At 71.3% G+C, this 22,219-nt stretch carries 19 protein-coding genes and 1 pseudogene; 8 read left to right on the top strand and 12 right to left on the bottom strand.

What is annotated here, in order from left to right:
• Positions 1-2: 2 nt before the first annotated feature.
• From yvcK to uvrA, 4 genes are read right to left on the bottom strand one after another with little or no spacing between them, the layout of a single operon-like run.
• The gene (yvcK, locus tag E0W78_RS02490) at positions 3-1,001 is read right to left on the bottom strand and encodes a uridine diphosphate-N-acetylglucosamine-binding protein YvcK (RefSeq protein ID WP_242686197.1); all 999 of its coding nucleotides are present in this window, start codon (positions 999-1,001) and stop codon (positions 3-5) included.
• Complete coding sequence (gene rapZ / locus E0W78_RS02495) at positions 998-1,861, bottom strand: RNase adapter RapZ (RefSeq protein ID WP_131402277.1); 864 nt, start codon at positions 1,859-1,861, stop codon at positions 998-1,000. Before rapZ ends, yvcK begins: the two co-directional genes overlap by 4 nt.
• A complete protein-coding gene (gene uvrC / locus E0W78_RS02500; RefSeq protein WP_131402278.1) occupies positions 1,862-3,814 on the bottom strand; it encodes an excinuclease ABC subunit UvrC in 1,953 nt (650 codons plus the stop codon).
• Positions 3,814-6,693: an excinuclease ABC subunit UvrA gene (uvrA, locus tag E0W78_RS02505; RefSeq protein WP_131402279.1), complete on the bottom strand. Its 2,880-nt coding sequence runs from the start codon at positions 6,691-6,693 to the stop codon at positions 3,814-3,816. Before uvrA ends, uvrC begins: the two co-directional genes overlap by 1 nt.
• Before the next feature lie 122 nt (positions 6,694-6,815).
• On the opposite strand from uvrA, the gene E0W78_RS02510 reads away from it, so the two are divergent.
• From E0W78_RS02510 to E0W78_RS16830, 4 genes and pseudogenes are all read left to right on the top strand, one after another.
• The gene (locus E0W78_RS02510) at positions 6,816-7,472 is read left to right on the top strand and encodes an MBL fold metallo-hydrolase (protein ID WP_131402280.1); all 657 of its coding nucleotides are present in this window, start codon (positions 6,816-6,818) and stop codon (positions 7,470-7,472) included.
• A complete protein-coding gene (locus E0W78_RS16685; RefSeq protein WP_207392592.1) occupies positions 7,466-7,714 on the top strand; it encodes a hypothetical protein in 249 nt (82 codons plus the stop codon). Before E0W78_RS02510 ends, E0W78_RS16685 begins: the two co-directional genes overlap by 7 nt.
• Entirely contained in the window at positions 7,714-8,031 is a 318-nt protein-coding gene (locus tag E0W78_RS02515; RefSeq protein WP_131402281.1) for a hypothetical protein, read from the top strand. Before E0W78_RS16685 ends, E0W78_RS02515 begins: the two co-directional genes overlap by 1 nt.
• 46 nt (positions 8,032-8,077) lie before the next feature.
• Positions 8,078-8,191: pseudogene (locus E0W78_RS16830) on the top strand (MBL fold metallo-hydrolase); the annotation flags it as partial.
• Between the two features lie 96 nt (positions 8,192-8,287).
• Here the strand turns inward: E0W78_RS16830 and E0W78_RS02525 are convergent.
• Complete coding sequence (locus E0W78_RS02525; protein WP_131402282.1) at positions 8,288-8,644, bottom strand: hypothetical protein; 357 nt, start codon at positions 8,642-8,644, stop codon at positions 8,288-8,290.
• A 44-nt stretch (positions 8,645-8,688) separates the two neighbouring features.
• On the opposite strand from E0W78_RS02525, the gene E0W78_RS02530 reads away from it, so the two are divergent.
• The gene (locus E0W78_RS02530) at positions 8,689-9,468 is read left to right on the top strand and encodes a putative protein N(5)-glutamine methyltransferase (RefSeq protein WP_131402283.1); all 780 of its coding nucleotides are present in this window, start codon (positions 8,689-8,691) and stop codon (positions 9,466-9,468) included.
• 9 nt (positions 9,469-9,477) lie between these two features.
• Here the strand turns inward: E0W78_RS02530 and E0W78_RS02535 are convergent, their stop codons facing one another.
• Both E0W78_RS02535 and E0W78_RS02540 read right to left on the bottom strand, forming a co-directional pair.
• Positions 9,478-10,461, bottom strand: a complete 984-nt coding sequence (locus E0W78_RS02535) for a hypothetical protein (RefSeq protein ID WP_131402284.1) — start codon at positions 10,459-10,461, stop codon at positions 9,478-9,480.
• A complete protein-coding gene (locus tag E0W78_RS02540; protein WP_131402563.1) occupies positions 10,458-11,759 on the bottom strand; it encodes a cytochrome P450 in 1,302 nt (433 codons plus the stop codon). The genes E0W78_RS02535 and E0W78_RS02540 overlap by 4 nt, the downstream gene beginning before the upstream one ends.
• Positions 11,760-11,857: 98 nt before the next feature.
• Between E0W78_RS02540 and E0W78_RS02545 the strand changes: the two genes are divergently transcribed.
• On the top strand, positions 11,858-13,279 hold the full coding sequence (locus E0W78_RS02545) for an APC family permease (protein ID WP_207392593.1): 1,422 nt from the start codon (positions 11,858-11,860) through the stop codon (positions 13,277-13,279).
• Between the two features lie 54 nt (positions 13,280-13,333).
• Here E0W78_RS02545 and E0W78_RS02550 read toward each other — a convergent pair whose 3' ends face one another.
• From E0W78_RS02550 to E0W78_RS02560, 3 genes are all read right to left on the bottom strand, one after another.
• On the bottom strand, positions 13,334-14,308 hold the full coding sequence (locus tag E0W78_RS02550) for a TerC family protein (protein WP_131402285.1): 975 nt from the start codon (positions 14,306-14,308) through the stop codon (positions 13,334-13,336).
• 184 nt (positions 14,309-14,492) lie between these two features.
• Positions 14,493-16,577, bottom strand: coding sequence for an excinuclease ABC subunit UvrB (gene uvrB / locus E0W78_RS02555; protein WP_131402286.1), 2,085 nt, complete (start codon positions 16,575-16,577; stop codon positions 14,493-14,495).
• A gap of 61 nt (positions 16,578-16,638) precedes the next feature.
• Positions 16,639-17,961 carry an acetyl-CoA C-acetyltransferase gene (locus E0W78_RS02560; RefSeq protein ID WP_131402287.1) on the bottom strand — a complete coding sequence of 441 codons (1,323 nt, stop codon included), beginning with the start codon at positions 17,959-17,961 and terminating at the stop codon, positions 16,639-16,641.
• Positions 17,962-18,103: 142 nt separating this feature from the next.
• Between E0W78_RS02560 and E0W78_RS02565 the strand changes: the two genes are divergently transcribed.
• Both E0W78_RS02565 and E0W78_RS02570 read left to right on the top strand, forming a co-directional pair.
• On the top strand, positions 18,104-19,450 hold the full coding sequence (locus E0W78_RS02565; RefSeq protein WP_131402288.1) for a 3-oxoacyl-ACP reductase: 1,347 nt from the start codon (positions 18,104-18,106) through the stop codon (positions 19,448-19,450).
• Between the two features lies 1 nt (position 19,451).
• Positions 19,452-20,330: a MaoC/PaaZ C-terminal domain-containing protein gene (locus E0W78_RS02570; RefSeq protein WP_207392594.1), complete on the top strand. Its 879-nt coding sequence runs from the start codon at positions 19,452-19,454 to the stop codon at positions 20,328-20,330.
• 118 nt (positions 20,331-20,448) lie between these two features.
• On the opposite strand, the gene E0W78_RS02575 is transcribed toward E0W78_RS02570, so the two are convergent.
• Complete coding sequence (locus E0W78_RS02575) at positions 20,449-21,327, bottom strand: acyl-CoA thioesterase II (protein ID WP_131402289.1); 879 nt, start codon at positions 21,325-21,327, stop codon at positions 20,449-20,451.
• Entirely contained in the window at positions 21,324-22,217 is an 894-nt protein-coding gene (locus E0W78_RS02580; protein WP_131402290.1) for a PAC2 family protein, read from the bottom strand. The genes E0W78_RS02575 and E0W78_RS02580 overlap by 4 nt, the downstream gene beginning before the upstream one ends.
• Between the last annotated feature and the right edge of the window lie 2 nt (positions 22,218-22,219).

Below are 22,219 nucleotides of genomic sequence, written 5' to 3' on the forward strand. Positions count from 1 at the left end.
GGCTACCACCTTCCGGTCGCCCCGCGACCCCTGTCGTCCAGCTCGTCGAAGATCCGCCGGAACGCTGCCGCGAGGCGCAACGAGTCGTGCTGGTCGGACTGCGGCGAGGTCGCCACCGGCGTGCGCACGAGGCGGCCGCCGAGGCCCTTCACCATCGCGTCGAGACTACCGGTCTCGTCAACGACCCGGTCGTCGGCCAGCACGACGTCGATGTCGAGCTCGGGCGCGTGCGCCGCCAGCACCTCCAGGTGCGTCTCGGCGGTGAAGCCGTCGGTCTCCCCCGGCTGGTTGGCCAGGTTGAGCACCAGCACCCGCTTGGCGCTCGTGCGCACCAGCGCGTCGCGCAGCTCGGGCACGAGCAGGTTGGGGATGACGCTGGTGAACCACGAGCCCGGACCGATGACCACGTCGTCGGCGGCCATGATCGCCTCGACCGCCTCCGGGCAGGCCGGAGGGTCGGACGGCTCGAGCGACACCGACACGACGTCGCCGTCGGTGGAGGCGACCTCGACCTGGCCGCGGATGGTGGTGAGCTCGCCGGGCTGGTCGTGCAGGACGACCTCGGCGGTGATCTCGATCGGCACGGACGTCATGGGCAGCACCCGGCCCTGGGCGCCGAGCAGGCGGCCGACGAGGTCGAGCCCGGCGACGTGGTCGCCCAGCCGCTCCCACACGGCCGCGATGAGCAGGTTGCCGACCGCGTGGCCGTGCAGCTCGCCCTCGGTCTGGAAGCGGTGCTGCAGCACGTCGGCCCACGTGCGTCCCCACTGGTCGTCGCCGCAGAGGGCGGCCAGGGCCATGCGCAGGTCGCCGGGCGGCAGGACGCCCAGCTCGGTGCGCAGCCGCCCGGACGAGCCGCCGTTGTCGGCGACGGTGACGACGCCGGTCAGGTCGGTGGGCAGCAGCCGCAGCGCCGACAGGCTCGCGGCCAGGCCGTGCCCGCCGCCCAGCGCCACGACGCGGCGGGCGCGCTGGTTCGGGAGCCGGCGCGTGGCGCTCACTCGCGTCCCAGGTCGCGGTGGACCACCAGCGTGGGGACCTGGTGCCGGCGCAGGCGGTCGGCGAACGCCTCGGCCATGGCGACGCTGCGGTGGCGTCCGCCGGTGCAGCCGATCGCGATGGTGAGGAAGTGCTTGTCCTCCTTGAGGAAGCCGTCGGTCAGGAAGGCGACCAGCTCCTCGTAGCGCTCCAGGAACTCCTCGGCGCGGGGCTGGGACCGGACGTAGTCGCGGACCGGGTCGTCCAGGCCGCTGAGCGGGCGCAGGTCGTCGACCCAGAAAGGGTTGGGCAGGAAGCGCATGTCGGCGACCATGTCGGCGTCGATCGGCAGGCCGTACTTGAAGCCGAACGACACGACCGAGGCGCGCAGGCCCCCGGACTCGGGGTCGTGGAAGGCGGCGCGCACGCGCGAGGCCAGCTGGTGGGTGTTGAGGTTCGTGGTGTCGATGACGACGTTGGCCCGGCCGCGCCACGAACGCAGGAGCTCGCGCTCGCGGGCGAAACCGTCCATGAGGCGTCCCTCGCGGCTGAGCGGGTGCGGACGCCGGGCGGCCTCCTGGCGGCGTACGAGCACCTCGTCGGCGGCCTCCAGGTAGAGCACCAGCGGCGTCACGCCGGAGTCACGCACCGTCTCGACCGCGTCGAACAGCTCGCCGAAGAACGGGCCGGAGCGGGCGTCGACGACGACGGCGAGGCCGACGAAGCCGTCGAGGTCGCGCGCGGTGCGCACGACCTCAGGCAGCAGGGCGGCGGGGAGGTTGTCGACCACGTAGTAGCCGAGCTTCTCCAGGGTCTTCGCCGCGGTGCCTCGCCCGGCGCCGGTCATGCCGGTCACCAGCACGAGCTCGTCGAGCCGAGCCATCTAGTCCTCCAGGATCTCGCCGGTGGCGGTGTTGACCGCGACCGTACCGGACGCCGCCCGGGCGTCGCCGTCGTTCAGGGCGGCATGGATCGCCGCGGCGGTCGCCGGACCGATGCCGGGCACCGCGGCCAGCTCGTCGACCGAGGCCTGCCGCATGGCCTTGACCGAGCCGAACGTCTTGCGCAGCGCCTTGATGCGCGTCGGCCCCAGGCCCGGGACGGCGTCGAGCTCGCTGACCACCATCGACTTGCTGCGCCGCTGGCGGTGGTGGCTGATGGCGAAGCGGTGGGCCTCGTCACGGACCCGCTGGAGCAGGTACAGCCCCTCGCTCGTGCGCGGCATGATGACCGGGTCCTCGTCGTCGGGGACCCAGACCTCCTCCAGGCGCTTGGCCAGGCCGCACAGCGCGACGTCGGTGATGCCCAGCTCGTCCATGGCCTGCTGCGCGGCCGCCACCTGCGGCGGGCCGCCGTCGACGACCACGAGCGCGGGCGCGTAGGCGAACTTCTTCGGCTTGCCGGTCTCGGGGTCGATGCCGGCGGCGTCGGCACCCTCGGCCCGGGCCTTGAGCAGCCGCTCGAACCGGCGCGTGATGACCTCGTGCATCGCGGCGACGTCGCTCTGGCCCTCGTGCCGGATGGTGAAGCGGCGGTACTCGGACTTGCGCGGCAGGCCGTCCTCGAAGACGACCATGGACGCGACGATCTCGGTGCCCTGCAGGTTGGAGATGTCGTAGCACTCGATGCGCAGCGGGGCGGTCGGCAGGCCGAGCGTCTCCTGGATCTCCTCGAGCGCCTGGCTGCGGGCGGTCAGGTCGCCGGCGCGCTTGAGCTTGTGCCGGGCCATGACCTGCTTGGCGTTCTGGCCGACCGTCTCGAGCAGCCGCTTCTTGTCGCCGCGCTGCGGGACGCGCAGGGTGACCGGGCCGTTGCGCAGCTCGGCGAGCAGCGCCTCCAGTGCCTCGACGTCGGCCGGCAGCGCGGGCACGAGCACCTCGCGCGGGATGCCCGCCGGCGCGGCGTCCTGGTACAGCGCCATGACCGCGCGCTCGACCAGCTCGGGCAGCGGCGCGTCGTCGGCGCGGTCGGCGACCCAGCCGCGCTGGCCGCGGATGCGTCCGCCACGGACGTTGAAGATCTGCACGGCGACCTCGAGCGGGTCGAGCTCGAAGCCGAGCACGTCGGCGTCGGTGCCGTCGCCCAGCACGACGGTCTGCTTCTCCAGGACGCGGTTGAGCGCGCCGAGGTCGTCGCGGTACTTGGCCGCGAGCTCGTACTGCTGGCTGCTCGCGGCGTCGCGCATCTTGCGCTCGAGCTCGCGGGTGAACCCGGTGGTCTGGCCACCCATGAAGGACATGAAGTCCTCGACGATGTCGCGGTGCTCGTCGGCGTCGACGCGGCCGACGCACGGCGCGGCGCACTTGCCGATGTCACCGAGCAGGCAGGGACGTCCGATGGCCGCGGCCCGGCGGAACACGCCACCGGAGCACGAGCGCATCGGGAAGACCCGCAGCAGCGTGTCGACCGTGTCGCGGATGGCCCAGGCGTGGCCGTAGGGGCCGAAGTAGCGCACGCCCTTGCGCTGGGTCCCGCGCATGACCTGGACGCGCGGGTACTCCTCGCCCACGGTCACCGCGAGCCACGGGTAGGACTTGTCGTCGCGGTACTTGACGTTGAACCGCGGGTCGTACTCCTTGATCCAGGTGTACTCCAGCGCCAGCGCCTCGACCTCGGTGCCGACGACCGTCCAGTCGACGCCCGCGGCCGTGGTGACCATGCGCCGGGTGCGCTCGTGCAGGCCGGCCAGGTCGGCGAAGTACGAGTTCAGCCGCTGGCGCAGCGACTTCGCCTTGCCGACGTAGATGACCCGACCCTCGGCATCACGGAAGCGGTAGACGCCGGGGTCGGTGGGGATCTCCCCCGGCCGGGGCCGGTAGGTCGCCGGGTCGGCCATCAGCCGACCGGGACGCGACCGCGCTCGAGCAGCGGCGCCAGGAAGCGTCCGGTGTGGCTGTCGGGCGTGCCCGCGACCTTCTCCGGCGTGCCGGTGACGACGACCTGACCGCCGCCGCTGCCGCCCTCGGGACCCATGTCGATGATGTGGTCGGCCGTCTTGATGACGTCGAGGTTGTGCTCGATCACGATGATCGAGTTGCCCTGGTCGACCAGGCGGTGCAGCACCTCGAGCAGCTTGCGGATGTCCTCGAAGTGCAGACCAGTGGTCGGCTCGTCGAGCACGTACATGGTGCGGCCGGTGCTGCGGCGCTGGAGCTCGGTGGCGAGCTTGACGCGCTGTGCCTCGCCGCCGGACAGCGTGGTGGCGGGCTGGCCGAGCCGGACGTAGCCCAGGCCGACCTCGACGAGCGTCTTGAGGTGGCGGTGGATGACCGTGATCGGCTCGAAGAACTCCGCGGCCTCCTCGATCGGCATGTCGAGGACCTCGGCGATCGTCTTGCCCTTGTAGCGGACCTCGAGCGTCTCGCGGTTGTACCGGGCCCCGCCGCAGACCTCGCACGGCACGTACACGTCGGGCAGGAAGTTCATCTCGATCTTGATCGTGCCGTCGCCCGAGCAGCCCTCGCAGCGTCCGCCCTTGATGTTGAACGAGAACCGGCCCTGCTGGTAGCCGCGCATCTTCGCCTCGGGCGTCTGCGCGAACAGCTTGCGGACGTGGTCGAAGACGCCGGTGTAGGTGGCCGGGTTCGAGCGCGGCGTGCGGCCGATCGGCGACTGGTCGACGTGGATGATCTTGTCGAGCTGGTCGGTGCCCTCGATCGTCCGGTGTCGGCCCGGGATGGCCCGCGCCTTGTAGATCGAACGGGCCAGCGACGTGTAGAGGATGTCGTTGACCAGCGTCGACTTGCCCGAGCCGGAGACGCCGGTGACGGCGACGAGCTGGCCGAGCGGGAACTTCACGTCGACGTTGCGCAGGTTGTTCTCGCGCGCGCCGCGCACGACGAGCTCGCGGCCCTTCTGGGCCGGACGGCGCTTGTCGGGCACGGGGATCTCGAGCCGGCCGGACAGGTACTTGCCGGTGATCGAGTCGTCGCTGGACAGCAGCTCGTCGACCGGGCCGGAGACGATGACGTTGCCGCCGCGCTCACCGGCGCCCGGGCCGATGTCGACGGCCCAGTCGGCCGCGCGGATGGTGTCCTCGTCGTGCTCGACGACGATGAGCGTGTTGCCCAGGTTCTTCAGCCGGACGAGGGTCTCGATGAGCCGCTCGTTGTCGCGCTGGTGCAGGCCGATGGACGGCTCGTCGAGCACGTACAGGACGCCGACGAGGCCGGCGCCGATCTGCGTGGCCAGGCGGATGCGCTGGGCCTCGCCGCCGGACAGCGTGCCGGCCGCCCGGTCGAGCGACAGGTAGTCGAGGCCGACGTCGAGCAGGAAGCGCAGCCGGGCGTTGATCTCCTTGAGCACCTGCGCGGCGATCTGCTTCTCGCGCGAGGTCATCTCGAGACCGGCCAGGTACTCCGACGCCTCACGGATCGACAGGTTCGAGACCTCGGCGATGTTCTTCTCGCCGAGCGCGGGGTTCTCGACCGTCACGGCCAGGATGACCGGCTTGAGCCGGGTGCCCTGGCAGGTCGGGCACGCGACCTCGCGCATGAAGCCCTCGTAGCGCTCCTTGCTGGCCTCGGACTCGGTCTCCTCGTGGCGGCGCTCGATGTAGCCGATCGCGCCCTCGAAGGACGTGTAGTACGAGCGCTCGCGGCCGTACCGGTTGCGGTAGCGGACGTGGACCTTGGTCGGGTGCCCGTGCAGCAGCGCCTTCTGGACGTCCTTGGCGAGCCGCTCGAACGGGGTGTCGAGGTCGAAGCCCAGCTCCTCGCCGAGCGCCTGCAGGATGCGGCCGAAGTAGTCGCTGGACTGCGTGTTGCTCCACGGAGCCAGCGCGCCCTCGGCGAGCGTCTTGGTCGGGTCGGGGACGACGAGCTCGGGGTCGACCTCGAGCCGCGTGCCCAGGCCGTGGCAGACCGGGCAGGCGCCGAACGGGGCGTTGAACGAGAACGAGCGCGGCTCGAGCTCGTCGACGGCCAGCGGGTGGTCGTTGGGGCAGGCCAGCTTCTCGCTGAACCGGCGGACGCGCTGCGGGTCGTCGGCGGGCAGGTCGACGACCTCGATGAGCACCAGGCCGTCGGCCAGGCCGAGCGCGGTCTCGACCGAGTCGGTGAGGCGCTGCTTCTGCGTGGGCTTGACCTGCAGACGGTCGACGACGACGTCGATCGTGTGCTTCTTGGTCTTGGCCAGCTTGGGCGGCTCGTCGGCCAGCATGTGGGTCTCGCCGTCGACGACGACGCGGCTGAAGCCCTGCTGCTGCAGCGAGCGGAACAGCTCGAGGTACTCGCCCTTGCGGCCGCGGATGACCGGAGCGAGCACCTGGAAGCGGGTGCCCTCGTCCATGGTCATGACCCGGTCGACGATCTGCTGCGGCGTCTGCTTGGAGATGCGCTCGCCGCACTCGGGGCAGTGCGCGCGGCCCGCGCGGGCGAACAGCAGGCGCAGGTAGTCGTGGACCTCGGTGATCGTGCCCACCGTCGAGCGCGGGTTGCGCGAGGTGGACTTCTGGTCGATCGAGACCGCGGGCGACAGGCCCTCGATGAAGTCGACGTCCGGCTTGTCCATCTGGCCCAGGAACTGGCGCGCGTACGCCGAGAGCGACTCGACGTAGCGGCGCTGGCCCTCGGCGAAGATCGTGTCGAAGGCCAACGACGACTTGCCCGATCCCGACAGGCCGGTGAAGACGATGAGGGAGTCGCGCGGCAGGTCCAGCGAGACGTTCTTGAGGTTGTGCTCGCGGGCGCCCTCGATGACGAGGCGGTCGTTCACGCGGCTCCTGAGGTCAGAGGTGGTGTGGGGCATCACCGAGCGTAACGACGCCCACCGACAAGAACATCCCGACGCCGGTCGCGGGGTGACCGGACTCACCGTCCCTGGCCTATCGTCGGGCCATGACGTACACCGGACAGGTCAGCGTCGGGGGCCCCGCGGACGTCCGCGAGCTCGCCGACCTCACGATCACCAAGCTCGCCGTCGGCGACATGAGCAACAACGCCTACCTGCTCGAGTGCCGCGCCACCGGCAAGCGGCTCCTCGTCGACGCGGCGGCCGAGCCGAAGCGGCTCATGGAGCTCGTCGGCAGCACCGAGGCGCTCGACGGCATCGTCACCACCCACCGCCACCCCGACCACTGGGCCGCGCTCGACGAGGTCGTCAAGGAGACCGTCGCCCGCACGTTCGCCGGCCGCGACGACGCCGACGGCATCCCCGTGCCCACGGACGTCCGCCTGGCCGACGGCGACACGCTGCGGTTCGGCGAGGTGGAGCTCGAGGTCGTCCAGGTCGTCGGCCACACCCCCGGCTCGATCGTGCTGGTGCACCGCGACTCCGACGGGAGCACGCACCTGTTCACCGGCGACTCCCTGTTCCCCGGCGGTCCTGGGAGGACGACAAGTCCCGAGGAGTTCGACTCGATCATGAGAGACCTGCAGGAAAAGGTCTTCGGCCGGCTCCCCGACGAAACGTGGTTCTACCCCGGGCACGGCGACGACTCCACGCTCGGCGCCGAGCGCGCTTCGATACCTGAATGGTTGGCTCGCCGATGGTGACGATGGACGTGCCGGACGAGCTCGGATGGGCCTTGGTCGGCGGCCGTCGCGAGGGCGATTCCGTTCCAGAGCTTCCCGCGGACCTCTGGTCGTCGAAGTGGCGGAGCGCCCGGAGGCGGATCCCGTTCAAGGGCCCGATCGACGGCGTCTGCGAGGTCGAATCGACCACCCGGACGCAGACCGTCGCCGTACGCGAGGTGTCGAACGGCGTATACCTCCCTGCTATGCCGCGGGTCCTCTGATGACTGGGACCGTGGAGCCGGACTGGCACGCGATTGCCACCTTCGAGTCCAACCTGATCGAGCAGTATGCCGACCGTGGAGCGGTCCGATCCGAGCACGTCGTGGCCTTCGACCCTCCGTTCCGATTCCACGCGTGGCTCGGGACCACGAGCGACGCCGAGAGGGACCTGCTCTCCGCCGACCCGGGTCTGTACCGAGTCGCTCAACGACTGGCAGCGGCAGCAGGACTCGAGGGTCTTCTGAGCAGCGTCATCGTCGAGTCGCAGGAGACGGTGGACCGCGACTACGCGGCAAGTTGGTCCTACCGCCTTCGCTGACCGGACCCGCGCCGACCTGGACAGCGGCTGATCGACGAGGTCGACCAAGATCTTCGGCCGCTTCGACGACGCGACCTGGTTCCACCCGGGGCACGGCGACGACTCCACGCTCGGCGCCGAGCGACCGCACCTCGCGGAGTGGCGCGAGCGCGGCTGGTGACGCCACCAACGCGGCGGCCGCGCCCACGTGGGCACGGGGGCGGTGACCTGGCGTCCACGCGAGGGGCCCCGGTGGACGCCAGGTCACCGCTCTGCGTCAGGCGCCGTAGGTGAGGCGCAGCTCGCCGTAGAGCAGCTGCCCCAGCCGCCGGCGGACGTGGCTCGCGACGTCCTCGCCAGGAAGCTCGTGCGGCGTGACCACGCGGACCCGGAGCGTGCTGCCCGCCCCGGCGCGCGACAGCTCGAGGGTGACGACGTCGTCCGGACGCGCGGTCCACAACGACGACCACACGACCAGGCGCGGACGTTCGGACGCCACGACCCGCGGCGGCACCTCGTCCGCCTCGAGGACGAGCCACGGCCGCAGCCCGGTCGTGCGCGGGTCGACCAGGTCGTCCCAGACGACGTGCGGGGGCGCCGGCAGCGTCTTGGCCCGGTCGACGTACTCGATCACCGGGCCAGGGTAGGGCGGTCCCCGGGCCGCCGAACGGTCTTCCCGTGGACGACGTGACCGACCGGCTGGTGGCCCGGCTGCGGGCGGCCGGGTGCGTCTTCGCCGAGGACGAGGCCCTGGTGCTGCGCGAGTCGGCCGCCGACGACGCCGCGCTGGAGGCGATGACCGCCCGCCGCGTCGCCGGCGAGCCGCTCGAGTCGGTCGTCGGCTGGGCCTCCTTCTGCGGGCTCCGGGTGCTCGTCTCCCCCGGCGTCTTCGTGCCGCGGACCCGCACCGAGCTGCTGGCCATGCAGGCGCTCGACCGGGCGGGCTCCGGCTCGACCGTGGTCGACCTGTGCTGCGGCACCGGCGCGGTGGGCCTGGTCGTGGCCACCCACGTGCCCACGGCCCGCGTCCACGGCACGGACGTCGAGCCGGCCGCCGTCGCGTGCGCCCGCCGCAACCTCGAGCCGCTCGGCGCCCGCGTCCACGAGGGCGACCTGTTCGCCGCCCTCCCACCCGAGCTGCGGGGCACGGTGGACGTCCTGGCGGTCAACGCGCCCTACGTGCCCACCGAGGCCGTGGCGCTGATGCCGCCCGAGGCCCGCGACCACGAGCCGCGGGTGGCGCTGGACGGCGGCGCGGACGGCCTGGACGTGCACCGCCGGGTCGCGGCCGAGGCGTGCACGTGGCTCTCCCCCATGGGCGTCGTCGTGATCGAGACGAGCGTGACCCAGGCCTCCGGGACGGCGTCGCTGCTCGCCGCGGCCGGGCTGGTGCCGCAGGTCGTCCGCGACGGCGACCGCGACGCGTCGGTCGTCCTCGCCACCCGCCCCGGGCGGTGAGTGGAACACTCACCGCTCGGCGGCGGGGACGTCCTGCCGGGCCGCGGCGTAGGCGGCGTGGACGGCGACCGCCCGCTCGAGCTCCTCGGACACCGACGAGAAGAACTGCTCGCGGTACGTGGCGTCGGTGACGGCGTAGACGGTGAAGTACAGCCCGGCGAAGGCGGCGAGGAACACCGACACCTGGAACAGCTCGTTGGTCACCGGGACGCGCGCGCCCAGCGACGGGAGGTCGGTGACGGCGGCGCCGGTCCAGGCCTCGACGGTCGAGTCGGGGATGGCCAGCAGCCCGAACGCGACGAAGAACCCGAGCAGGAGCACCGCGAGCAGCAGCACCTGGATCGCCTGGTTGAACAGCAGCACCATCACGAGGTTGACCCGCGCGAACCGGGGCAGCTCCCCGGCCGTCGTGCCCGCGCCGGCCAGCCCCTCGGCGGGCGTGCCCGCGCACAGCTGCGCGAGCCGCTCCCCCGACGCGTCCCGCTCGACGCCGCGCACCTCCTCGGGCAGGCGGACGAGCAGGAACAGCACCGCCACCGCCGCGAAGGCCAGCACGGCCAGCCACAGCCGCGGGCGCGGCATCAGCGCGGCGACCTGCCAGACCTCGGCGTTGACGAACAGGAACGTCACCGCGAGCAACAGCAGCGGCAGCGCCCGGGTCAGCAGCGGCACCATGAGGCCGAGCGAGCCGAACGTCCGGCGCACCGCCCAGCGCATCATCGTCGTCATCCGCAGCAGCCCGCCCGCGTACCCGCCGAGCAGGACGAGGAAGAGCAGCACGCCGACGGTCGTGCCCCACTCGGTGCCGGCGCGGTGCCCGAGCAGCCATCCGGCGCCGACCGAGACGGCCAGGACGAGGGCCAGCGAGGCCAGGATGCGCTTGCTCGACAGCCAGGACTCGACCCGGTCGGCGTGGTCGCCGACGAAGTAGGGCAGGCCCTGCGCCTCGAACCAGCGCTCGACGTCGCGGACGTCGGTCGCCGCGGTGCTCACGCGACCGGCGTGCTGCGGGCCGGGACGCCCAGGTGCACCGGCAGCTCGTCGACGCCGTAGACGAACGACATCTGCCGGAAGCTCATCTCGGACTCCGGCACGGCGAGGGCGAGGTCCGGGAAGCGCTGGAGCAGCTTCGGGAACAGGATGCGCAGCTCCATGCGGGCCAGCTCGGCGCCGATGCAGCGGTGCAGCCCGTGCCCGAAGGCCAGGTGGCCGCTGGCCGGCACGCGGAACGGGTCGAACCCGTCCGGGTCGTCGCCCGCGGAGGCCGGGTCGCGGTTCGCGCCGCTGAGCGAGGCGATGACCACGTCGCCGGCCTTGATCCGCTGCCCGAACAGGTCCATGTCCTGCTTGGCGAAACGCGGGAAGGCGACCTGGACGACCGAGAGGTAGCGCAGCAGCTCGTCGACGACGCGGTCGACGTCCGCCCGGCCGCCGTCGCGCACCAGGGCGGCGTAGGCCGGGTCGCGCAGCAGCACCATCGTGCCGAGGCTGATCATGCCGGCGGTGGTCTCGAAGCCGCCGGTGAAGATGCCGTCGGCCAGGCCGGCGAGGTCGGCGTCGGAGATCGCGTCGCCCTCGCGCTCGAGGATCTGGCCGATGAGGCCCGGACCCGGCTCGAGGCGCTGGCGCGCCACCGCCTCGAACAGGAACTCGCGCTGTGCCGACACCGCGCCGAACGCGGCCGCCGCACCGCCGGTGGCGTCGAAGCGCGTGGTGGCCAGCTTCATGAACACGTCGCGGTCGTCGTACGCCAGGCCGAGCAGGTCGCACACGGTCTGGAACGGCACCGGGAACGCCACCTGGGACGCCAGGTCGGCCGACGGCCCGGCCGCCTCCATCGCGTCCAGGGCGTCGTCGACGATGCGCTCGATGAGCGGCTCCAGCCGGGCCAGGCGGCGCATCGTGAACTCGGGGGTGACCAGCTTGCGCAGGCGGGTGTGCAGCGGCGGGTCGGTGAAGCCCAGGCCGCCGATGTCGTCCTTGGTCGCGGGGCCGTCGCCGAGAAGCAGGTGACGGATGTCGTTGCTGTAGCTCGTGGTGTCGGTGAGGACGGCGCGCGCCTCCTCGTGGCCGGTGACCAGGTAGAGCGTGAAGTCGAAGGGCATCTCGAGCACCTTGAGCGGCCCCGCTTCACGCCACTGCGCGATCTGCGGCTTCGGGTCGGTGCCGTCGCGCTCGAGCGGGATGCGGGTCTGCTCGGGGATCACCGTGATGCGCGAGAGGTCGATCCCCTGCTTCTGGATGCGTCGCACCACCATGCGGGCGGCGAGCCGCTTGATCCGGGAACCCATCGTGACCACGGGCCGAAACTACTACGCCCTGTTGCGTCTCACGGCCAACGGCTCCACTCTGAGGTCAACTTTCGGCCGGACGAGCGGAGGCGACCGACATGACGGTCCACGACGAGGCATCCACGGACGAGCAGGGTCACGAGCTGCGGCGGGTGATGGGCCCCGGCCTGCTCCTGCTGTTCATCGTGGGCGACATCCTCGGCACCGGCGTCTACGCGCTGACCGGCCAGGTGGCGGCCGAGGTGGGCGGCGCGGCCTGGCTGCCGTTCCTGGTCGCGTTCGCCGTCGCGCTGCTGACGGCGTTCTCGTACCTGGAGCTGGTGACCAAGTACCCGCAGGCCGCCGGCGCCGCGCTGTACGTGCACAAGGCGTTCGGCATCCACCTGGTCACGTTCATGATCGCGTTCGCGGTGATGAGCTCGGGCATCACGTCGGCGTCGACCGCCGCGCGCGCGTTCGCGTCCAACCTGGCCACCGGCATCGGCTGGGAGGCGGGCGACGGCGGCATCCTGCTGGTGGCGCTCGGCTTCATGGCGCTCGTCGCGGCGGTCAACCTGCGCGGCGTCAGCGAGAGCGTCAAGGCCAACGTCGTGCTCACGCTGGTCGAGCTCTCCGGTCTCGCGCTGGTCATCGTTGTCGGCCTGTGGGTGATCGCCGGCGGCGACGCCGACTGGGGTCGCGTGGTCGCCTTCGACACCCCCGAGGACAAGAACGTCTTCCTGGCCGTCACCACCGCGACGTCGCTGGCCTTCTTCGCGATGGTCGGCTTCGAGGACTCGGTCAACATGGCCGAGGAGTGCAAGGACCCGCACCGCATCTTCCCGCGGATGATGCTGACCGGCCTGGGCATCGCCGGGCTCATCTACGTGCTCGTGGCGATCTGCGCCGTGGCGATCGTGCCGGTCGGCGAGCTGGCCGACACCGACACCCCGCTCGTGCTGGTCGTCGAGCGCGGCGCCCCCGACTTCCCGGTCGACGACGTGCTGCCGTTCATCTCGATGTTCGCCGTCGCCAACTCCGCCCTCATCAACATGATGATGGCCAGCCGGCTGCTCTACGGCATGGCCCGCCAGGACGTCCTGCCGCGCTCGCTCGGCAAGGTCAGCCGCCGCCGGACGCCGTACACCGCGATCGCCTTCACCACCCTGCTGTCGTTCGCGCTCATCGCCTACGTCTCGTACGCCAGCGAGGATGCCGTGGCCGTGCTGGGCGGCACGACGTCGCTGCTGCTGCTGGCCGTGTTCGCCGTCGTCAACGTGGCCGTGCTGGTGCTGCGCCGCGACCGGGTCGACCGCGACCACTTCCGCACCCGCACGCCGGTGGCGCTGCTCGGCGCGGTCAGCTGCCTGTACCTCGTCACGCCGCTGTCGGGCCGCGACGGCCAGCAGTACGAGGTCGCCGGGCTGCTGCTGCTCGTGGGCCTGGTGCTGTCGGTGCCGGTCTACTTGCACCGCCGCCGCCAGGGCGAGCGCATGGAGCTCCGCGACCCCGAGGACATCCCGCCGCACGAGATCGACTGAGGACGCACGTCGGCCCCGGTCCCTGCGTGGGACCGGGGCCGACGGGCGTGCGGGTCAGGACTGCGCGCGGTCCTGCTTGCGGGTCTTCATGAGGCTCAGCACCGCCGTGACCACGAGGGTCACGATGATGACGCCGAGGCTCAGCAGCGTCGGGATCTCCGGCACCTTCACGTGCTCACCGCCGTTGATGAACGGCAGCTCGTTCTCGTGCAGTGCGTGCAGGACGAGCTTCACGCCGATGAAGGCCAGGATGAACGCCAGGCCGTACGACAGGTAGACCAAGCGGTTCACCAGGTCACCGAGCAGGAAGTACAGCTGGCGCAGGCCCATGAGCGCGAACACGTTGGCCGTGAAGACCAAGTACGGCTCCTGGGTCAGGCCGTAGATGGCCGGGATCGAGTCCAGCGCGAACAGCAGGTCGGTCGTGCCCAGCGAGATGATGACCAGCAGCATCGGCGTGTACAGGCGCTTGCCGTTCTCGCGGACGCTCAGCTTCAGGCCGTCCCAGCGGTCGGTCATCGGCAGGCGCTTGCGGGCGAACTTGACGATGGCGTTGTCGCCGTCGGTCTCGTCGTCGTGGTTGCCGATCAGCTTGTACGCGGTGAAGACCAGGAACGCGCCGAAGATGTAGAACACCCACGAGAAGTTGTTGATCGCGGCGGCGCCCAGCGCGATGAAGATGCCGCGGAAGATCAGGGCCAGGATGATGCCCACCATCAGCGCTTCCTGCTGGTACTTACGCGGCACCGAGAAGCTGGCCATGATGATGATGAAGATGAACAGGTTGTCCACGGACAGGCTGTACTCGGTCAGCCAGCCGGCGAAGAACTGCACGCCGTAGTCGTGCCCGTGGTAGGTCCAGGTCCAGATGCCGAAGGCGATGGCCAGACCCACGTACACCGACAGGGCGGTGGCGCACTCCTTGAGCGTCGGCTCGTGCGGGTTGCGCGCGATCACCACCACGTCGAACAACAAGACAGCGACGGTCACCGCGATGGTGATCGTCCATTCCAGAGTGGAAACGTCCACTGATCCTCCGGTCGTCTAACAGGCGTCCGGAGGTCTCTTCCGCCACCGTGGCCGGTGACCCGCAGCACCGGGGAGCACTGGACGGCTCCCGTGATGACGACACTGCGGCGAAGGAATACTCCCCTCCGCAGGACATTCTGTCAGGCGCCGCCACGTCGCACGCGCCGGGACGGCGCCGACGCCGTCAGACGCCGGCGTCGATCATGCCGCGCAGCTCCTTCTTGAGCTCGTGGATCTCGTCGCGCAGGCGGGCCGCCACCTCGAACTGCAGGTCGGCCGCGGCGGCGTGCATCTGGTCGTTGAGCGACTCGATGAGCTGCGCCAGGTCGCCGGCCGGACGGTCGGCCAGCGACTTGGTGTGCTGGCCGAGCGGCACCGGCGCGCCCTTGCGCCGCTTGTCGCCGGTGGCGGCGAGCAGCGCGGACGTGTCGGCGTCCTCGCGGGCGAGCATGTCGGTGATGTCGCCGATCTTCTTGCGCAGCGGCTGCGGGTCGACGCCGTGCTCGCGGTTGTAGGCCTGCTGCTTCTCGCGCCGGCGGTTCGTCTCCTCGATCGCGTCGGCCATCGACGCCGTGATCGTGTCGGCGTACATGATGACCTGGCCCGACACGTTGCGCGCCGCACGACCGATGGTCTGGATGAGCGAGCGGTTGGAGCGCAGGAAGCCCTCCTTGTCGGCGTCGAGGATCGCCACCAGGCTCACCTCGGGCAGGTCGAGGCCCTCGCGCAGCAGGTTGATGCCGACCAGGACGTCGTACTCGCCCATGCGCAGCTCGCGCAGCAGCTCGACGCGGCGCAGGGTGTCGACCTCGCTGTGCAGGTAGCGGGTGCGCAGCCCGGCCTCGAGCAGGTAGTCGGTGAGGTCCTCGGACATCTTCTTGGTCAGCGTCGTGACCAGCACCCGCTCGTCCTTCTCGACGCGCGTGCGGATCTCGCTGATGAGGTCGTCGATCTGGCCCTTCGTCGGCTTGACCACGACCTCCGGGTCGACCAGGCCGGTCGGTCGGATGATCTGCTCGACGACGTCGCCGCCGGACTTCTCCATCTCGTAGTTGCCGGGGGTCGCCGAGAGGTAGACGGTCTGGCCGATGCGCTCGAGGAACTCGCCCCACTTCAGCGGCCGGTTGTCCATCGCGCTGGGCAACCGGAAGCCGTGCTCGACCAGGGTGCGCTTGCGCGACATGTCGCCCTCGTACATCGCGCCGATCTGCGGGATCGTCACGTGCGACTCGTCGACGACCAGGACGAAGTCGTCGGGGAAGTAGTCGAGCAGGCAGTTCGGCGCCGAGCCGGCCGGACGCCCGTCCATGTGGCGCGAGTAGTTCTCGATGCCCGAGCAGGTGCCGATCTGCTGCATCATCTCGAGGTCGTAGGTGGTGCGCATGCGCAGCCGCTGGGCCTCCAGCAGCTTGCCGTCGCGCTCGAGCTCGGCGAGCCGGTCGGCCAGCTCGAGCTCGATGCCGACCATCGCGCGCTCCATGATGTCGCTGCCGACCGCGTAGTGGGTCGCGGCGCCGACGTAGAGCTCCTGGTCGTCGCTGAGCACCTCGCCGGTGAGCGGGTGCAGCGTCATGAGCCGCTCGATCTCGTCGCCGAAGAACTCGATGCGGACGGCCATCTCCTGGTAGACCGGGAAGATCTCGACCGTGTCGCCGCGCACGCGGAACGTGCCGCGGGTCGCCGTGACGTCGTTGCGGACGTACTGCGCCTCGACCAGGGTGCGCAGCAGCTCCTCGCGCGGGTGCTCCTGGCCGACCTTGAACCCGAGCATGCGGTTCGTGTACTCCTCGGCCGAGCCGAGGCCGTAGATGCACGAGACAGTCGCGACGACGATGACGTCGCGACGGGTCAGCAGCGACCAGGTCGCCGAGTGGCGAAGGCGCTCGACCTCCTCGTTGATCGAGGAGTCCTTCTCGATGTAGGTGTCGGTCTGCGGGACGTACGCCTCGGGCTGGTAGTAGTCGTAGTACGAGACGAAGTACTCGACCGCGTTGTCGGGGAACAGCTCGCGCAGCTCGTTGGCGAACTGCGCCGCCAGCGTCTTGTTCGGCTGGAGCACGAGCACGGGACGCTGCAGCCGCTCGGTCATCCACGCGACCGTCGCGGTCTTGCCGGTGCCCGTGGCGCCCATGAGCACGACGTCCTGCTCGCCGCTCTTGATCCGCTGCTCGAGCGCCGCGATGGCGGTCGGCTGGTCGCCGCCGGGCTGGTAGTCCGAGACGACCTTGAAGGGAGCGACCTGGCGCTTGAGCTGGGAACGAGGCCTCATGCCCTTGAGCCTACGGTCCCCCTCCGACAGCCACTCGTCGTCGGGCCCGCGGGCCCCGCCGTCAGGCCTCGAGGATGGCGACGACGCCCTGGCCGCCGGCCGCGCAGATGGAGATCAGGCCGCGGCCCGAGCCCTTCTCGTGCAGCAGCTTGGCCAGGTTGGCCACGATGCGTCCGCCCGTGGCGGCGAACGGGTGCCCGGCGGCCAGCGAGGAGCCCTTGACGTTCAGCTTCGCCCGGTCGATCGAGCCCAGCGGGGCGTCCAGGCCCAGGCGCTCCTTGCAGAAGATCGGGTCCTCCCACGCCTTGAGCGTGCTCAGCACCTGCGAGGCGAACGCCTCGTGGATCTCGTAGAAGTCGAAGTCCTGCAGCGTCAGGCCCTGGCGCTCGAGCATGCGCGGGACGGCGTAGGCCGGTGCCATGAGCAGGCCCTCGCGGCCCGACACGTAGTCGACGGCGGCGGTCTCGTAGTCGACCAGGTAGGCCAGCGGCGTCCAGCCGTGCCGCTCGGCCTCCTCGTCGCTGGCCAGCAGCACGACGGACGCACCGTCGGTCAGCGGCGTGGAGTTGGCGGCGGTCATGGTGGCCGCCTCGCCTTTGCCGAAGACCGGCTTGAGCTTGGCCAGCTTCTCCACCGAGGAGTCCGGACGCAGGTTGTTGTCGCGCTCCAGACCCTGGAACGGCGTCACGAGGTCGTCCTGCCAGCCCGCGTCGTACGACGCGGCCAGGTGGTGGTGGGACGCGACCGCGAGCTCGTCCTGCTCCTCCCGGCCGATCTGCCACTCGACGGTCGTGAGCGCCTGGCTCTCGCCCATCGACATGCCGGTGCGCGGCTCGGAGTTCTGCGGGATGGACGGCGCGAGGTCCTGGGGACGGATCTTCACGAGCGCCTTGAGCCGGCCCTTGACGTCCTTGGCCCGGTTGGCGGCGAGCAGGTGCTTGCGCAGGCGCTCGCCGACCGCCAGCGGCGCGTCCGACGTGGTGTCGGTGCCGCCGCCGATGCCCGACTCGATCTTGCCCAGCGCGATCTTGTCGGCGACGTCGATGATCGCCCGGATGCCGGTGTCGCAGGCCTGCTGGACGTCGTGGGCCGGCGTGGCCGGCGAGAGCACCGAGCCCAGCACCGACTCGCGGGCCAGGTTGAAGTCGCGCGAGTGCTTGAGCACCGCGCCGGCCACGACCTGGCCGACCCGCTCGCCCTCGAGCCCGTAGCGGTGGGCCAGCCCGTCGATCGCCGCCGTCAGCATGTCCTGGTTGGACGCCTCGGTGTACGCGGTGTTCGACCGCGCGAACGGGATGCGGTTGCCGCCGATCACGGCGACGCGGCGCACCGAGGGCGCGAGCGCGGACGCGGTGGAGGACTGCGGGGCGTTCTTGGCGGCCATGTTCTCTCCTGCTGGGTCGACTCGGGTCGTGCGGTCCGGACGGTCACGGCACACTCGCGGTGTGGACGACGCCGTGGCATGAGGCTATCGTTCCGGACCAGATCCAGATACCGATGGTATGCGAGATGAAGGAACCCGTCGAATGAGCGACCGTTACCAGGCCCTGGCCCACTCCCCCGTCGGCAAGCTGCTGGTCAAGAACCTCGGCCTGCCGAACCCGCCGTTCCTGGACCGCTGGAGCCCCGGCGACCCGACGGTGAAGGGCACGGTGCTGGTCGGGTCCGCGCCGGGCAGCGTCCTGGGCGACCGCGTGGGCGCCGCGCTGACCACGCTCGGAATCACCGCCACCGGGTCGTTCGTCGAGGGCGAGCGCTACAAGGGCCTGCTGTTCGACGCCACCGGCATCGATTCCCCCGAGGGCCTGGTCGAGCTGCAGCGCTTCTTCACCCCGGTGCTGCGCAGCGTCTCGTCCAGCGCCCACGTCGTGGTGGTCGGACGCCTTCCCGAGCAGGCCGGCAGCACCGGCGCCGCCATCGCCCAGCGCGGCCTGGAGGGCTTCACCCGCTCGCTCGGCAAGGAGATCGGCAACGGCGGCGCGGTCAACCTCGTCTACGTCGGCGACGGCGCCGAGGACTCCTTCGCCTCGACCATCGGCTTCCTGCTCTCGCCCCGCTCGGCGTTCGTCTCCGGCCAGGTCGTGCGGCTCGGCCTAACCGCGCTGACCGCGGCCGACGCCGTGACCGACCCGGAGCGTCCGCTCGCGGGCAAGGTCGCGCTGGTCACCGGCGCCTCCCGCGGGCTCGGCGCGGCGATGGCCCGCACGCTGCACCGCGACGGCGCCACCGTCGTCGGCCTGGACGTGCCCGCGATGGCCGACGACCTCAAGAAGCTCGCCGACGAGCTCGAGGGCGGCTGGCTCGCGCTCGACATCACCGTGCCGGACGCCCCGCAGCGCATCGCGGCGTACCTGAAGGAGCACCACGGCGGCGTCGACGTCGTCGTGCACAACGCCGGCATCACCCGCGACAAGCGCCTCAAGAACATGAAGCCGGAGAGCTTCGCGCTGGTCGTCGACATCAGCGTCGGGGCCCCGCAGCGCATCACCGAGGAGCTCGTCTCGCAGGGGCTGATCCGTCCCGGCGGCCGCGTGCTCGGCGTCTCGTCGATCGCCGGCATCGCCGGCAACTCGGGCCAGACCAACTACGGCGCGGCGAAGGCCGGCGTCATCGGCCTGGTGCAGGACCTGGCGCCGCGGCTCGCCGAGCAGGGCATCACGGTCAACGCGGTCGCCCCGGGCTTCATCGAGACCGACATGGTCAAGACGATGCCGCTGGGCATCCGCGAGGCCGGACGCCGGCTCAGCTCGATGTCGCAGGGCGGCCAGCCGATCGACGTCGCCGAGACCGTCGCCTGGATCGCGCACCCCGGCTCGTCCGCCGTGTCGGGCAACGTCGTGCGGGTCTGCGGCCAGAGCCTGCTGGGCGCCTGACGTGACGCGCCGGCTGTACGAGAAGCCTCCCGCGACGCTCCCGCTGTACGGGCGTGCGCTGCTGCCGGCGCTGCCCGGTGTCGGGTCGCTGCCCGGGGTCAAGCACGCGTCCGACGGCGTCCCGGACGTCGTGCTGGAGCGCAAGAACGTGTCGGCCGACCCGGCGCACCTGCGGGCGTACCGCGAGGTCTGCGGCTTCGGGCTGCGCGACACCCTGCCGGCGACGTACCCGCACATGCACGCGTTCGCGCTGCACCTGGCGCTCATGACCGACACGCGGTTCCCGTTCGCACCCATGGGCCTGGTGCACCTGCGCAACACGATCGTCCAGCACCGCCCGATCGGCGTCACCGAGCCGCTCTCGGTCGCCGTGCACGCCGAGGGACTGCGCCCGCACCCCAAGGGACGCCTGGTCGACCTCGTGACGGTCGCGCGCACCCGGGGCGAGACGGTGTGGGAGGAGACGACGACGCTGTTCGCGCGCGGGTCCGGGCGCGGCCCGGAGGAGGCGGCCCCGCTCGAGGGCGTGGAGCCCCCGCCGGGCGTGGCCCGGTGGCGGCTCGACGGCGGTCTCGGACGTCGCTACGCGGCCGTCTCGGGCGACCGCAACCCGATCCACCTGCACCCGTGGACGGCCAAGGCGTTCGGCTTCCCGAGCAACATCGCCCACGGCATGTGGACCAAGGCGCGCTGCCTCGCGGCCCTGGAGAACCGGATTCCGGCGGCGTTCCGCGTGGACGTGGAGTTTCGCAAGCCCGTGCTGCTGCCGACCACCGTCCTGCTCGGCTCGGCCGAGGGCGAGGCCGGGACGACCGTGTTCGGCGTCCAGGGAGAGCGCAAGCCGGTCACGCACCTGGTCGGTCGCGTCACCCCGCTCTAGACAGCGTCCCCGCCGGCTGAGCCCGCCCCCGCTGGCTGAGCCGGTCGAAGCCCCTTCGACAGGCTCAGGGGGCGGAGCAGCGCCTCAGGGGGCGGAGCAGCGCCTCAGGGACCGGGAGTCAGGAGCGGCGGGTGATGGGGCGGATGAGCCCCTCCTGCGCCGCCGTGGCGACGAGCCGGCCCTGCTGGTCGAAGATCCGCGCGGTCGACAGTCCGCGTGCGCCGGAGGCGGACGGCGAGTGCTGGTCGTACAGCAGCCACTCGTCGGCCCGGAAGCGGCGGTGGAACCACAGCGTGTGGTCGAGCGAGGCCGGCATGATGCTCGGGTCGCCGATGACCTTGCCGTGCGGGACGAGCGAGGCGCCCAGCAGCGTCAGGTCGCTCATGTACGTCAAGGCGTTGACGTGCAGCCGCGGGTCGTCGGACGGCAGCTCCGACGCCGTGCGGAACCAGAACCGCTGCACGGCCGGCTCGCGCTGGCGCATCGGGTCGTCGGCCGGACGGTCGTCGCCGACGTAGCGCAGGTCGATCGCACCCCACTGCGACTTCCACTGCTCGCCCTGCTCGGGGTCGAGCAGCTTGACGATGTCGGCCAGCGGCGTCGCGTCCTCGGGCGCCATCACCGGCGGCATCGCGTCCTGGTGGTCCAGGCCCGGCTCGTCCTTCTGGAACGAGGCGGTCATGTAGAAGATGATCGCGCCGTGCTGGCGGGCGGCGACGCGACGCGTGCGGAAGGTGCGGCCGTCGCGGACGTTCTCGACGTCGTAGACCACCGGCACCGTGGCGTCGCCGGCCAGGATGAAGTAGGCGTGGAAGGAGTGCACGAGGCAGTCCTCGGGCACGGTCAGCTGCGCCGCGGCCATCGCCTGGGCGGCGACGTGTCCGCCGTAGACGCGGTCGGGGCGGCTCGGGTTCTCCGGCGGGAAGCCGCGGAACAGCCCGACCTCCAGCGGCTCCAGGTCGAGCAGACGCAGCAGGTCGTCGACTCCGGTGCTCACTCCTGGTCCTCCTTGCGGATCTTGGCCAGGAACTGCTCGAACTGGTCGGCCAGCTCCTCGCCGGTCGGCAGCTCCTCGTCGTGGGCCAGCAGCGAGTCGGCCGCGCCTCGGGTGAACGCGTCGTACTGCTGCTCCAGGCCGCTGAGCAGCGCACCGCCGTCCTGCTCGTCGATCTGCTTCTGGATCTCGACCAGCGTCTCGGACTGCTGGCGACGCAGGTCGTCCAGGTCGACGGTCAGGCCGGTGCGGGCCTGGAGCGCGTCGAGCAGCGCGATGGCCGCGGTCGGGTACTCGATCTGGGCCAGGTAGTGCGGCACGTGGACGACGTAGCCGGCGGCGTCGACGCCGCGCTCGCCGAGCCGCAGCTCCAGCAGCGAGGCGGCCGACGACGGCACGTTGACCGTGCCCTGCCACAGGTTCTTGCGGTCGACCAGCGACGGCTTGGTGCCGTGCGAGGTCAGCACCAGCGGCCGGGTGTGCGGCACGCCCATGGGCACGGCACCGAGGCCGAGGGTCAGCGACACGTCGAGCTCGCCGACCACGTCGGCCAGCTCGTCGATGAACGCCTCCCAGCGGAAGTCCGGCTCGGGGCCGGCCAGCAGCAGGTAGGGGTGCCCGTTGACGTCGTGCTCGAGGACGACGTCGAGCCGCGGCTCGTCGTACTCGGCGTAGTGGTCGGCCTTGAACGCCATGAGCGGGCGGCGCGCGCGGTAGTCGTAGAACTCGTCGACGTCGAAGCTGTGGAGCACCTGCCCCTGGCCGCTCGACAGCGCTTGCGCGGCGAGCCGGGACGCGTTGCCCGCGCCCAGGAAGCCGTCGAGGGCATGGATCAGGACGGGACGCTCGGTGTACGGACGCTCGGGGCGTCGCTTCTCACGGAACCACTTCATCG

The sequence above is a fragment of the Aeromicrobium sp. IC_218 genome (assembly GCF_004336805.1).
Classification (GTDB): Bacteria; Actinomycetota; Actinomycetes; order Propionibacteriales; family Nocardioidaceae; genus Aeromicrobium.

Bases quoted from the DNA above. Each gene is read 5' to 3' on its own strand.
- E0W78_RS02545 (WP_207392593.1), top strand. From the start codon at position 11,858: ATGACGGTCCACGACGAGGCATCCACGGACGAGCAGGGTCACGAGCTG.
- E0W78_RS02560 (WP_131402287.1), bottom strand. From the start codon at position 17,961: ATGGCCGCCAAGAACGCCCCGCAGTCCTCCACCGCGTCCGCGCTCGCG.
- E0W78_RS02510 (WP_131402280.1), top strand. From the start codon at position 6,816: ATGACGTACACCGGACAGGTCAGCGTCGGGGGCCCCGCGGACGTCCGC.
- E0W78_RS02580 (WP_131402290.1), bottom strand. From the start codon at position 22,217: ATGAAGTGGTTCCGTGAGAAGCGACGCCCCGAGCGTCCGTACACCGAG.
- uvrC (WP_131402278.1), bottom strand. From the start codon at position 3,814: ATGGCCGACCCGGCGACCTACCGGCCCCGGCCGGGGGAGATCCCCACC.
- E0W78_RS02540 (WP_131402563.1), bottom strand. From the start codon at position 11,759: ATGGGTTCCCGGATCAAGCGGCTCGCCGCCCGCATGGTGGTGCGACGC.
- E0W78_RS02515 (WP_131402281.1), top strand. From the start codon at position 7,714: ATGACTGGGACCGTGGAGCCGGACTGGCACGCGATTGCCACCTTCGAG.
- rapZ (WP_131402277.1), bottom strand. From the start codon at position 1,861: ATGGCTCGGCTCGACGAGCTCGTGCTGGTGACCGGCATGACCGGCGCC.
- uvrB (WP_131402286.1), bottom strand. From the start codon at position 16,577: ATGAGGCCTCGTTCCCAGCTCAAGCGCCAGGTCGCTCCCTTCAAGGTC.
- E0W78_RS16685 (WP_207392592.1), top strand. From the start codon at position 7,466: ATGGTGACGATGGACGTGCCGGACGAGCTCGGATGGGCCTTGGTCGGC.
- E0W78_RS02565 (WP_131402288.1), top strand. From the start codon at position 18,104: ATGAGCGACCGTTACCAGGCCCTGGCCCACTCCCCCGTCGGCAAGCTG.